Source organism: Pontibacillus salipaludis (assembly GCF_014642405.1).
Taxonomy (GTDB): domain Bacteria; phylum Bacillota; class Bacilli; order Bacillales; family BH030062; genus Pontibacillus; species Pontibacillus salipaludis.
Genome location: NZ_BMIN01000001.1, coordinates 218,726 through 231,890, shown reverse-complemented (window position 1 = coordinate 231,890; position 13,165 = coordinate 218,726). Strand labels below are relative to the sequence as shown.

General features: G+C 39.1%; 12 protein-coding genes. 9 read left to right on the top strand and 3 right to left on the bottom strand.

The annotated features are described in order from the left end of the window. The first annotated feature begins 87 nt into the window (after nucleotides 1-87). The 7 genes from IEW76_RS01150 (at nucleotide 88) to IEW76_RS01120 (ending at nucleotide 8,256) form a co-directional block, all read left to right on the top strand. Nucleotides 88-1,713 carry an ABC-F family ATP-binding cassette domain-containing protein gene (locus tag IEW76_RS01150; protein WP_188650119.1) on the top strand — a complete coding sequence of 542 codons (1,626 nt, stop codon included), beginning with the start codon at nucleotides 88-90 and terminating at the stop codon, nucleotides 1,711-1,713. Nucleotides 1,714-1,889: 176 nt separating this feature from the next. Further along, nucleotides 1,890-2,768: a DUF1206 domain-containing protein gene (locus IEW76_RS01145; protein WP_229721080.1), complete on the top strand. Its 879-nt coding sequence runs from the start codon at nucleotides 1,890-1,892 to the stop codon at nucleotides 2,766-2,768. A 145-nt stretch (nucleotides 2,769-2,913) separates the two neighbouring features. Continuing rightward, nucleotides 2,914-5,082, top strand: coding sequence for a PAS domain S-box protein (locus IEW76_RS01140; protein ID WP_188650117.1), 2,169 nt, complete (start codon nucleotides 2,914-2,916; stop codon nucleotides 5,080-5,082). A gap of 202 nt (nucleotides 5,083-5,284) precedes the next feature. Next, a complete protein-coding gene (locus IEW76_RS01135) occupies nucleotides 5,285-5,566 on the top strand; it encodes a YhdT family protein (RefSeq protein ID WP_188650115.1) in 282 nt (93 codons plus the stop codon). After that, the gene (panF, locus tag IEW76_RS01130; protein ID WP_188650113.1) at nucleotides 5,563-7,005 is read left to right on the top strand and encodes a sodium/pantothenate symporter; all 1,443 of its coding nucleotides are present in this window, start codon (nucleotides 5,563-5,565) and stop codon (nucleotides 7,003-7,005) included. Before IEW76_RS01135 ends, panF begins: the two co-directional genes overlap by 4 nt. Before the next feature lie 276 nt (nucleotides 7,006-7,281). Then, nucleotides 7,282-7,977 (top strand): LysM peptidoglycan-binding and 3D domain-containing protein, encoded by a 696-nt coding sequence (locus tag IEW76_RS01125; protein WP_188650111.1) that lies wholly within the window; start codon nucleotides 7,282-7,284, stop codon nucleotides 7,975-7,977. Nucleotides 7,978-8,064: 87 nt separating this feature from the next. Further along, nucleotides 8,065-8,256, top strand: coding sequence for a YfhD family protein (locus tag IEW76_RS01120; protein ID WP_188650109.1), 192 nt, complete (start codon nucleotides 8,065-8,067; stop codon nucleotides 8,254-8,256). A 37-nt stretch (nucleotides 8,257-8,293) separates the two neighbouring features. Here IEW76_RS01120 and IEW76_RS01115 read toward each other — a convergent pair whose 3' ends face one another. Together IEW76_RS01115 and adh are read right to left on the bottom strand one after the other, a co-directional pair. Continuing rightward, entirely contained in the window at nucleotides 8,294-8,623 is a 330-nt protein-coding gene (locus IEW76_RS01115; protein ID WP_188650107.1) for a DUF779 domain-containing protein, read from the bottom strand. Nucleotide 8,624: 1 nt separating this feature from the next. Next, nucleotides 8,625-10,145 carry an aldehyde dehydrogenase gene (adh, locus tag IEW76_RS01110; RefSeq protein WP_188650105.1) on the bottom strand — a complete coding sequence of 507 codons (1,521 nt, stop codon included), beginning with the start codon at nucleotides 10,143-10,145 and terminating at the stop codon, nucleotides 8,625-8,627. Nucleotides 10,146-10,351: 206 nt separating this feature from the next. Here adh and IEW76_RS01105 point away from each other — a divergent pair, with 206 nt between their 5' ends. Next, nucleotides 10,352-10,876, top strand: a complete 525-nt coding sequence (locus IEW76_RS01105) for a type 1 glutamine amidotransferase domain-containing protein (protein ID WP_188650103.1) — start codon at nucleotides 10,352-10,354, stop codon at nucleotides 10,874-10,876. A gap of 84 nt (nucleotides 10,877-10,960) precedes the next feature. Here IEW76_RS01105 and IEW76_RS01100 read toward each other — a convergent pair whose 3' ends face one another. Continuing rightward, on the bottom strand, nucleotides 10,961-12,052 hold the full coding sequence (locus IEW76_RS01100; RefSeq protein ID WP_188650101.1) for a nitric oxide synthase oxygenase: 1,092 nt from the start codon (nucleotides 12,050-12,052) through the stop codon (nucleotides 10,961-10,963). A 113-nt stretch (nucleotides 12,053-12,165) separates the two neighbouring features. On the opposite strand from IEW76_RS01100, the gene uvsE reads away from it, so the two are divergent. Further along, complete coding sequence (gene uvsE / locus IEW76_RS01095) at nucleotides 12,166-13,137, top strand: UV DNA damage repair endonuclease UvsE (protein ID WP_188650099.1); 972 nt, start codon at nucleotides 12,166-12,168, stop codon at nucleotides 13,135-13,137. Nucleotides 13,138-13,165: the final 28 nt, after the last annotated feature.

The window sequence follows — 13,165 nt, the reverse complement described above, 5'->3', positions numbered from 1 at the left end:
TTTTTCTTGTTGAACCACTATCTATATTGAGCTCACAGTGATATAATCACGTTGGTACCATTTAAATATTGGAGGAATACAACCCATATGCTTAATGTTAATAACGTTAGTTTACGATTTGGCGATCAGAAATTATTTGAAGACGTCAATATAAAATTCACTGCCGGGAACTGTTATGGTCTAATTGGCGCTAACGGTGCTGGTAAATCAACATTTTTAAAGATTCTTTCCGGAGAAATTGAATCCCAGTCCGGAGATGTATCATTAGCATCAAATTATCGTATGGCTGTGCTTAAGCAGAACCACTTTGAATATGAAGAATACGAAGTTATGCAAGTTGTTATGATGGGATATAAACGCCTGTATGAAGTCATGCAAGAAAAGAATGAAATCTATATGAAAGCAGATTTCTCTGAAGAAGACGGTATGCGTGCTGCAGAACTTGAAGGTGAGTTTGCAGAGATGAACGGTTGGGAAGCTGAATCTGACGCTGCACGTTTATTGACGGGCCTTGGTGTTTCAGAAGATCTTCACGACAAGAAGATGTCTGACCTTACAGGTTCAGAGAAAGTAAAAGTATTACTAGCACAAGCTCTATTCGGTAACCCAGATGTTCTTCTTCTTGATGAGCCTACTAACCACCTGGACATTCGTGCTATTCAATGGCTAGAAGAATTTTTAATTAACTTTGAAGGTACAGTTATTGTTGTCTCCCACGACCGTCACTTCTTAAATAGTGTTTGTACACACATTGCTGACCTTGACTTTGGTAAGATAAAAATTTATGTCGGAAACTACGATTTCTGGTATGAATCCAGTCAACTAGCTCAAAAATTAGCAAAAGAAGAGAACAAGAAAAACGAACAAAAAGCTAAAGAACTAAAAGAATTTATTCAGCGTTTCAGTGCGAATAAATCAAAATCTAAACAGGCCACTTCTCGTAAGAAACTACTTGATAAGATCTCACTTGATGACATTCAACCATCAAGCCGCCGTTACCCATATGTAGCGTTCAAGCCGGATCGCGAAATCGGGAATGATCTTCTAAAAGTAGACGGACTTACCAAGACAATCGATGGCGTAAAAGTATTAGATAACGTATCATTCACAATGAATAAAGATGATAAAATTGCGCTTGTAGGCGATAATGAAATCGCGAAAACAACTCTATTCAAGATTATCATGGGTGAAATGGAAGCGGACGAAGGAACTTACAAGTGGGGCGTCACAACTTCTCAAAGTTACTTCCCTAAAGATAACTCAGCATTCTTCCAAAATGATGATCAAACGTTGGTAGATTGGTTACGCCAGTATTCACCTGATGATCAAACGGAAACATTCCTACGTAGCTTCTTAGGGCGTATGTTGTTCTCTGGTGAAGAAGTGAAGAAAAAGCCAAGTGTTTTATCAGGTGGAGAGAAAGTTCGTTGTATGCTTTCTAAGATGATGCTGAGCGGTTCAAACGTTCTTCTATTGGACGAACCTACTAACCACTTGGACTTAGAAGCCATTACTGCTCTTAACGAAGGGCTTACAAACTTCAAAGGCTCAATGTTATTCGCATCACATGACCACCAATTTATCGATACAATTGCAAACCGTATTATTGAGATCACACCAAATGGCTTAATTGATAAAGAGATGTCATATGATGAATATATTAACGATGAAAAGGTCGACCAACAGCGTAAAGAATTAATGCAAACCTCATAAGGTGTCAAGAAAAGCTTGGAAAGTTAACTTTCCAAGCTTTTTTATTATTACTCACTTTTTGCTTTAGCACGACAAAGAATTAGTGGCACCTTGTACCTATTTTAAGAGGAGAGAGGTTTCTTATTTTCTTTGAGCGGGGAAAGTAGAGTATCAACCAAATAAGAGGAGTGATTAAAATGGCAGGTGCAATGAACGACGCCAAACGCGCTGCTAAACGCACTGAGCAGAAAGCTGATGAAGCTAGTCAAGATGTTAAGCCTTGGTTACGAGGGTTTGCCCGCTTCGGTTATACTGCTAAAGGTGCTGTATACGTATTACTTGGAATATTATCATTAATGGCTGCATTAGGAGTTAGTGGAGGAAAAACTACAGGAACTAAAGGTGCGTTAGCTACTATCGCAAGTAAACCTTATGGAAACATTATTTTATGGATTACTGCAGTTGGATTAATAGGATATGTTATGTGGAGAATTATTCAAGTTGTTAAAGACCCTGAACACAAAGGAAAAGATGGTTCAGGTATCGGAATGCGCATAGCTTACTTAATTAGCGGAATCATTTATGGTGCATTAGCTTATAAAGCTATTTCACTTGCTTCTAGCTCATTGGGATCTTCAGGAGGTTCATCAGGTAACTCTAAGCAATCCCTAATCGCTAAAGTATTATCCCAACCAGCAGGTCAATGGATCATTGGAGCAGTTGGTGTTGTCATTATTGGATATGGGTTATATGAAATGTACAAAGGTTTCACTGAAAAATTCAAGAAAGAATTTAAATTTGGTGAGATGAATCAGAGTGAGAAGAAACTTGTTCGACGCTCAGGGAAATTTGGTCTACTAGCTAGAGGTGTCGTCATGTTAATTATCGGTTACTTCTTTATTCAAATGGCAATGACTTCAAGTTCTCAGCAAGCAACAGGACTTGACGCTGCGTTATCTGAGCTAGCTTCTCAACCATATGGCAAGTGGTTACTAGGTATCGTTTCTATAGGCCTTGCACTATTTGGCATTTTCCAGATTCTCAAAGGTAAAAACCGTCACTTAAAAATCTCATAATGAATTAGTAGATATGTAAAATCCTCCTCTGATAATAGAGGAGGATTTTTTTGTAATTCTTTCATATAGTCAAACAAATACGCTTTTATAAGGGTGGGGTTTCCAGTACAATAGTAGGAGAAACCTCAAAGAAAGGGGGCCTATAATGGAATCGATGTTAGCTTCCTATAGTCCAATTTTATTTTTAATCGCAATTCTACTAACAATGATGACCTCTTATACAGCATTAGATTTATTCACATTGTATAAAACATCTGAACGTAACGGCAAATTTCTGTTTATAGGCGGTATGATTTCTATGGGAATTGGAATCTGGGTGATGAACTTTCTCACGATGTTATCTTCCGACTCTTATAATGTCATAAACAATCAAGTTCCCCTTACGATCTTGTCAGTGGGATTAGGTATATCCTTTGCTGGCATCTCCTTTTACTTTGTAACCAATAAATCCATAAAAACAATGAACCTTATAATGGGTAGCTTCTTTTTAACTATGGGTGTATTTGCAACTCACGTTACAGGGATGTATACCTTGAAGTCTTCGGTGTATTACGAACCATTTATCCTTGTATGGTCTTTGTTACTTCTGTATGGATCATTCTTATTGGCATTATGGATTTTGTTTTATTACAAAAATATCATTTACTCTAAAAACCCATGGTTGAAGCCTATAAGTGCCTTGATCATCACAGGAGCAATAGTTGAAGGGTACTTTTTGTTAACAAAGTCTGTATCTTTTGAAGAGACTATAGATACGTCAGGATTACCCGTAACAGGCGAGTATTCTTTTTCCATCTATTTTTTACTCTTTGTGTCTGTACTAATTATTGCAGGTGTTCTTGTTTCGAGCACGCTTCTAAACACAAGATTAGCTTCAAGAGATACATATTTGAAAGATATTACATTCGCTCTTGATGAGTCTTCTATTGTTGCCATCACAGATTCAAAGGGATTTATTACGTATGTAAATCAGAAGTTTTGTGAGATATCTGGATACAGAGAAGATGAACTTATTGGTCAGGATCATAGAATTATAAGTTCTGGCTATCATTCAAAAGATTTCTTTAAAGAAATGTGGAAGACAATAGGCACTGGTCAAGTTTGGAAAGGTGAAATCCAAAATCAAGCAAAAGACGATTCTTTTTATTGGGTAGATACAACGATCGTGCCGTTCCTTAATAAGAAAGGAAAGCCCTATCAATATATTGCCATTCGATCTGATATCACAACAAGAAAGGAAGCAGAACAGCGATTACAAAATGCCCTTAAAGAAGTACAGGATATTGAATTTGCTCTTAATCAATCAACTATTGTAGCCATTACAGATGAGAAGGGGATTATCCATAACTTGAACGATAAATTCTGCGAAATCTCTGGGTATTCTCGTGAGGAGCTATTAGGGGAAGATCATCGCATTTTGAACTCTGGCTATCACCCCCCTCAATTTTTTAAACAGCTATGGAAAACAATTGGAACAGGGCACATTTGGCGTGGCGAAATCCGAAACAAAGCGAAAAATGGTACGTTTTACTGGGTAGATACGACGATCATTCCCTTTATGAACGAAAATGGAAAGCCTTATCAATATTTGGCGATAAGAAACGATATCACAGAACGAAAGAAAACCGAAGAAGTCCTTCATCGTCAAGATAAATTAGCAGCTGTAGGTCAATTGGCTGCAGGGGTAGCACACGAAATACGTAATCCACTTACTTCAATGAGAGGATATGCAGAATACCTCCAGTTAGACGAAGAAGATCTCACAAGACGGGATCTGCTTGATATCATTGTTGATGAGATTGAACGTGTGAATGTTATAGTTGAAGAGTTCATGGTTTTATCTAAACCAAAAGCGGTTCATTTAGAAGAAAAGAGGATTACGCCTATACTTCAAAATGTCTTATCCTTGCTCGATTATCAAGCAAGGAAAAGCAAAGTTTCTTTAATCTTTAAAGATCCCCCTGAGTCAACTGCAATCTATTGTGATGAAGACCGGTTAAAGCAAGTTTTCCTCAATTTAATTAAGAACGGGATTGAAGCGAACCACGTAGGGGGAGAGGTAAAGCTCTTCTTAGAAATCTCAGGTGAATATGTAAATGTATTTGTCCAAGATACAGGAGAGGGTATTCCAGAAGAACAAATTAAACAACTTGGGGAACCTTTCTATACTACCAAAGATAACGGGAATGGTTTGGGTTTGATGATGTCATATAAAATTATAGAAAGTCACAATGGCAGCATTCGTGTGGATAGCAAACCCGGGGAAGGTACAACCTTTATCGTTTCTCTTCCTGTCCACTCTGCTATTGACTAATAACCTTTAACCATCATCCTTTTAAAAGAAACGACATAATAGTCGTTTCTTTTTATATAGAATCATAAACATTTATCTTTTCATACGTAAAAAAAACCGATATGATAACTAGTGCCACCAAGAGACGTTATGTCGACACTAGAGGTTATGTTCGATTTTAATGTAAACCTTTTATGAACATTACTAAAAAGGAGGGGCCTGTGTGGAAAATAACAAAAATAGCGATCCCAGGTTTAAAATTGCCCATCGTGAAGCGCTAATCGGAGTTGGGTTAGCCATAATTAACTTTGTATGGTGGTTTGCTTTTGCTTACGGTTTAGGCGATCAAACTCCTGAGGATTATACCTATATTTGGGGCTTACCCTCATGGTTTGTCTATAGCTGTATAGGTGGATTTATATTGATGGCGGTTCTTGTTACATTTGTTGTGACCGTATGGTTTAAAGAGGTTCCTTTTGACGAAGAGGGAGGGGGACCAGAATGAATGTATCTGTTATTATCCCATTACTACTATTCTTAATATTAATCTTTTTCTTCGGCTTATGGAGCAGTCGTCAGTTACACGCTTCACAAAATTTCTTAGAAGACTATTTCCTTGGAGGTAGGCAACTAGGTGGGTTCATTCTAGCTATGACCATGACGGCTACATACGGAAGTGCAAGTAGCTTTGTTGGAGGTCCAGGTGTCGCTTATACTCAGGGTCTTGGATGGGTTTTACTTGCCATGAGCCAGGTGGCTACTGGTTATTTCGTTCTTATGATCCTTGGGAAGAAATTTGCCATCATGGCCAGAAAATACAATGCAGTTACCCTTATTGACTTTTTAAAGGGAAGGTACAACAGCAAATGGGTGGTCATTACATCAGCTTTGAGCATTATTATCTTTCTCTTCTCTGCCATGGCTGCTCAATGGGTCGGTGGAGCCAGACTTATTGAATCGATTACAGGACTATCCTATACAAGCGCACTCTTCTTATTTGCTTTATCTGTTCTAGTGTACGTTATTATAGGAGGGTTTCGGGCTGTTGCTTTAACTGATACAGTCCAGGGGATTGTCATGTTCTTTGGAACGCTAATCCTACTTGTTGCTACGATCATTGCTGGGGGTGGTGTTTCATCCATTGTAGCAGACCTTTCTGCTGAGAATCCCAACTTACTAACACCATATGGGGCAAATCTTGATCTTACTCCGAGTTACGTATCCTCCTTCTGGATTTTAGTCGGAGTTGGGGTTGTGGGATTACCTCAAGTAACCGTAAGGGCAATGTCTTATAAAAGTTCTAAAGCCATGCATCGAGCACTTATAATTGGAACCATTGTAGTTGGTTTTATAATGTTAAATATGCATTTAATAGGTGTGTTTGCTCGCCCTATTCTTCCTGGTATCGAAGTAGGAGACAAAGTTATGCCACTTATCGCTCAAGAAGTGTTGCCTCCTTGGTTAGCAGGAATCGTGCTTGCAGCTCCAATGGCTGCCATTATGTCTACAGTTGATTCTCTTCTGCTTCTTGTAAGTTCAGCCATTTTAAAAGATGTCTACCTAAATTACGTGAAGCCAGATGCTAGTAACCAACGGGTAAAAAAGTTAAGTATTACCATTACGGCGGTCCTTGGTATCCTCGTATTTCTAATGGCATTAAACCCGCCTGATCTTCTTATATGGTTAAATTTATTTGCATTTGGTGGATTAGAAGCTGTTTTTATATGGCCTGTTGTTATGGGATTATACTGGTCAAAAGGAAACAAATATGGAGCATTAGCTTCTATGTTAGTAGGAATTGGATCCTATATTGCGATTGATCAAATGACGACTACACCTTTGTTCGGTATGCATACCGTTGTATTGCCAGTACTATCATCATTGGTCATTTATGTACTAGTAAGTTTATTCACACAACATAAAGTAACTGAGCATCAACACTAAATGAAAATTTAAAAAACCCTCCGGTCCCTTAATTTGACCAGAGGGTTTTTTATTTAGCATACATAGGGTGATCCGCTTATATTTCATCCATTTATTACGTTTTTATGGAAAAGGATTCAATGTTGGCGATCCATAAGTACGGAATTCATTATAAATTATAACGATGTCGATTTCACAAAATAGGATTGTTAACCGATTGTGCCTTGTTGTTTGCTGTGGTTTGATGGGGAGAGGATTCATCGTAAAATGATCCATCAAAATTGGGAGGACGTACACATGAAAAAAACGATACTTACACTAGTAGCTGCAACTGGGTTATCTGCTTCCATTACCGGGCAAGTATCGGCAGAGGATGTAACTGTACAAAGTGGAGATACGCTTTGGGGCATCTCTGTTGAGCACAACGTTTCAGTTACTCAATTAAAAGATTGGAACGATTTACACTCTACTATTATTTACCCTGGAGATCAACTTACTATCAGTAATGATACATCTGATGGAGAAACCTATACTGTTCGTTCCGGGGACTCACTGTGGGCAATTGCAAATACATATGGACTAACGGTCACGGAGTTACAATCCTTGAACCAGCTATCATCAACGATCATCCATCCAGGAGATATGCTCATTGTCGATTCAACGACTCAAGGAACATCATCTGATGAAGATACGACGGATGTTATTGAAACCTTTACAGCAACGGCTACAGCTTATACAGCAAACTGTGCAGGTTGTTCAGGCATAACGGCGACTGGCGTAGACTTAAAAGCGAATCCAGATCAAAAAGTGATTTCAGTAGACCCGGATGTAATTCCACTAGGCTCGACTGTATGGGTAGAAGGGTATGGATATGCAACAGCTGAGGACATAGGGGGCAGCATTGATGGAAAGGCTATTGACGTCTTTATACCAGATTATCAAGAAGCGATTCAATGGGGAAGAAAGAGCGTTACAGTGAAAGTTTATCGCTAAGACAATTTCTCCTCATATCCCTCACCAATTGACACATATTAAGAAGGGGCATTTACAGCTCCACAATCTCAGGTGAGGTGATTTTTCATGACAAGAGGACAAAGTAAAAAAGGTAAAAACAAAAATAAAACACGTGACCTTTCTCAAACGCCTAAACAAGACATTGTGGAAGATGGACGTGACGTAGAATTCGCTCAAGAATTTGCAGATGAAGCAGACCGCAAAGCACAGGAACGGTCACAAGCAGCGGATCAACGAGCCAAAAAACATAATAAATAAAGAAAAGGCTGTTCCAATAACGGAACAGCCTTTTTCTCTATTCAGGAAGGATCTTCGAGCGAGTTAAGAAACGAACACCATCTGGACCTTCTAGCGAGAACATTCCTCCTCGACCTTCAACTACATCTATAATGAGTAAGGTGTGTTTCCAATACTCATATTGCTTTTTATTCATGTAAAATGGACAGCCACCAATATCGCCTAAATGTACATCAGCTTTACCAATTAAGAAATCATCTTGTGGATAGCACATAGGCGAGCTACCGTCACAACACCCACCTGACTGATGAAATAAGAGAGGACCATGTTTAGATTTTAGCTTCTCAATTAGTGCAAGTGCTGAATCAGTTGCTGTAACCCGCTCCATCTTAATAAAATCCTAGCTTTTTAGGACTATAACTAACAAGCATATTTTTAGTTTGTTGATAATGAGACAACATCATTTTGTGGTTCTCACGTCCAATACCTGACATCTTATATCCACCAAAAGCAGCGTGAGCAGGGTAAGCATGATAACAATTTGTCCATACTCGTCCCGCTTCAATGCCACGTCCGAACTGATAAGCAGTATTTATGTTACGAGTCCATACACCCGCTCCTAAACCATAAAGCGTATCGTTAGCTATACTCATTGCTTCTTCTTCAGTTTTAAATGTGGTCACAGAAACGACTGGACCAAAAATCTCTTCTTGGAAAACCCTCATATCATTCGACCCTTTAAAGATCGTTGGGTTTACGTAGTATCCCTCGCTTAAGTCACCCTCTAATGTGTTTCTACTCCCACCAATTAGACACTCGGCTCCTTCTTCCTTACCAATATCTAAATAGGAGAGGATCTTCTCAAGTTGCTCACTTGATGCCTGAGCTCCGATCATTGTATCTGTATCTAGAGGATTTCCTTGTTTTATTTCCTTCACACGAGTAAGCGCCCGCTCCATAAATTCGTCATAGATCGACTCATCAATAAGAGCGCGTGAAGGGCAGGTACATACTTCACCTTGGTTTAAAGCAAACATCAAAAAGCCCTCAATCGCTTTATCTAAAAAGTCATCATCTTGGTCCATTACATCTTTAAAGAAGATATTTGGTGATTTCCCACCTAACTCAAGCGTAACGGGGATGATATTTTGAGACGCGTATTGCATGATTAAACGACCAGTTGTTGTTTCACCAGTGAATGCAATCTTAGAAATGCGATCACTTTGAGCAAGAGGTTTGCCTGCTTCTACACCGAATCCGTTTACGATATTAATGACCCCTGGTGGAAGAATGTCTTCAATTAATTCCATTAAAACCATTATAGAAGCAGGGGTTTGTTCAGCTGGCTTTAACACTACACAATTACCAGCAGCGAGTGCTGGAGCAAGCTTCCAAGTAGCCATTAATATAGGGAAATTCCACGGAATAATTTGCCCCACCACTCCGAGTGGTTCATGAAAATGATAGGCAATGGTATCTCCATCTACTTCACCTATTGAACCTTCTTGTGCTCGTATACATCCAGCAAAATAGCGGAAATGATCAACTGCAAGTGGAAGATCAGCTGCAAGTGTTTCTCTAACTGCCTTACCGTTATCCCACGTTTCAGCAACGGCTAGCATTTCAAGGTTATCTTCCAATCGATCTGCTATTTTGTTAAGAAGATTAGCGCGTTCAGTTGTGGATGTTTGCCCCCACGCAACCTTAGCTTCATCGGCTGCATCTATGGCCAGATTGATATCATCTTCAGTAGACCTTGCTACCTCACAAAAGGCTTTACCATTAACGGGGCTGACATTTTTAAAGTATTCACCGCCAGAAGGGGCTGTCCACTTCCCACCAATATAATTCTCATATCGTTCCTTAAACGTTACTTTTGAATCTTGCTCTCCTGGGTTTGCATAGATCATTAACATACCTCCTCGATAATATGTACATAATTGATAGCGCTTTCAAAAAACGAGAACTTCCTTATTCGGATTAAAAGAAAGCCTCACCATTTATTTTAAATTTTCAGATAAATTAATGCAAGAAAAAAGACTGTTCTTCTTCATTGCATTGCAAGATGGAATCATGTTAAATAAGAAGAGAAGTTAATGTAAGGAGGGCGATCCTTTTGAAATTACAAGGAAAAAAAGTTATTCAGATTGTAAGTGATGAATTCGAAGATCTTGAACTGTGGTACCCTGTTCTACGTTTGCGTGAAGAAGGAGCAGAAGTTCACATTGCAGGGGAGAAAGCAAATGAACAGTATAAAGGAAAATACGGAGTACCAGTTACTTCAGACTGTTCATTTGAAGAAGTACAAGCTAGTGATTATGATGCGATTCTCGTCCCAGGTGGATGGTCCCCCGATAAACTTCGTCGATATGAATCAATCCTAACGATGGTTCAAAGCATGAATGATGATGAAAAAGTGATCGGTCAGATCTGCCATGCTGGCTGGGTTCTTATCTCTGCTGATATCTTAAAGGGCAAACGTGTAACAAGTACGCCTGGAATCAAGCACGATATGATGAACGCAGGAGCGGAATGGGTCAATGAACCTGTTACAGTTGATGGTCATCTTGTATCAAGTCGCAGGCCTCCTGATCTACCTGACTATATGAGAGAATTTATTAAGGTATTAGAATCAAAATAAGTGCCAATGACAACAAACCGCTTAGAAACAATCTAAGCGGTTTGTTTATTCTTATGAACTAGGGAGAGCTTAAAGAAGTTTAATTCATTTATAAGGGGAGTCCTGATAGAAAAAGTTAGGGCTCTTTATCGTATCATCATATGATTGATGGAAGATATGAGTGGAAGCTGGAGAGATCGGTGGAATCAACCATGTCCAATCCCCTGTAATAGAGCGTCCGCACGCATGTTCCTTCTCTTCAAATAATTTAAACTGGTTTGCGGCCGTATGGTGGTCTACAATACTCACACCATTTTCTCTAAATGAGTGAAGAACCGCTGCATTTAGCTCTAACAATGCCCGATCTTTCCAAAGAGAACGGTTTCTTTTTATATCTAATCCCATTCGAGAAGCAACTTGCGGCAACAAATCATATCGACATTCATCTGCTAAATTCCTCGCACCGATTTCTGTTTCCATATACCAGCCATTAAAGGGTGCAGCTACATATTCAATCCCACCAATTTCAAGCATCATATCCGATATAACTGGAACGGAATACCACTTCAGCTGCATGTCAGCAAACCATTCGTAATCAGGATGGGTTAGTGGAACTTCTTTTACTAACGATTTAGGGACTTCATACCACTCTGGCTCTTGATCCTCAATTTGAATCACCCATGGCAAGAGGTCAAAGTCTGTATAATCACCACGCCAACCGAGTGATTGGCAGTATTTTGTAAATGAAATAGAAGCTGGGTCACCAATAATCTGATCATCTTCCTCATAACCAGCGTACCTCAAAAGCTGATGGTTCAATAAGCGGATTGGATCCTGATTGTGCTTTCGTGGCTTAAATACGGAAATGGTCGACCTAATCTTGCCCTCATTTGTTGCGTAACTTAAATGCTTACATAAAGCCTCATACACTCCTTCTACTGAGGAGATCTGACGAAAATCAAAGACATGTAACGAATCCCAAAACAACCTACCTATACAGCGATTGCTTTGACGCCATGCCATTTTAGCTCCGTATTCTAGTTCCTCATATGTATGTTCATAATGATTTGATTCAGAAATTTGCATTCGAATTTCTGCCAATCGCTCATGGATCTCTTGCTCCGTTTTCCCTAGCTCACGGAAGCATCTATGTATAAATTGTTCTGCTTGCTGAAATAAACTTGTGCTCACTCGCATTTACCTCCACTAGATGACTCTTTATGCGGATTATACCATACATGGATTACGGTACATAAACCGTTTGCGTTATGAAAAAACTAATTATACCAAACAGTTGAGGAGATGAAACCATGACCCAGTTTCGATTAGGATATGTGGCCATGAGCGTTCATGTACAAAATGCTTCCCCGTCTCAAACCATGACCTTTAAACAGTTTTCTTCATTAAATGACCGACAAGCAGCTATAAGGAAACTTGAACGTATCGCTCAATCTAACCTTTCGAATACACTTAGGCTTTTAAAGCATTCTGTAGCTTCTGGTGTAACGTTCTTCAGATTGAGTTCACGTCTTGTCCCGCTTGCTACTCATGAGAACCTATCAGATTGGAACTATATTCAACCTATAAAAGACGACCTCCAAGCGATTGGAACATATGCTAAAGAGAAAGAAATGCGAATTGATTTTCATCCTGATCATTTCGTTGTTCTTAATAGTCCAGACAAAGATACCTTTAAATTCTCACTTCAAGTATTGAAATATCACTACCGCTTACTTCACGGAATGGGTATAGACCCAACTCATCGATGTGTACTTCACCTTGGAGGAGCTTATCAAAATAAAGAGAAAGCCCTTGAACACTTTATTGAAAACTGGGCTTATGTCCCTTCAGGCATACAAAAAATGGTTATGATTGAAAACGATGACAAGGTATTTACCATGGAGGATTGTTTGTATGTGTGTGAAAAGTTAAATATACCCTTTATTTTTGACCTTCATCATCATATGGCAAATCACAATGCTTCCGACTGGACGTTACATTGGGATCGGGTCGTTGCTACTTGGGAACATTCACCTTTGCCGTTGAAAATGCACATTTCGAGCCCTAAAAGTCCCGAGGATTTTAAAAGCCATGCAGACCTTATCGACTATGAAATGTTCAAAAGTTTCCTTCAACATGTGGCAGGCACTGTTCAAAAGGTTGACTGTATGATTGAAGCGAAACTAAAAGATGAAGCCCTATTTACATTGAGTCACCAACTCCACGAAGACTCATCTATAACAATGGAAACACCATCTCTATTTACTCTCAAGGGATACTAACATGTTTTCATGTGATTAAAATACATCT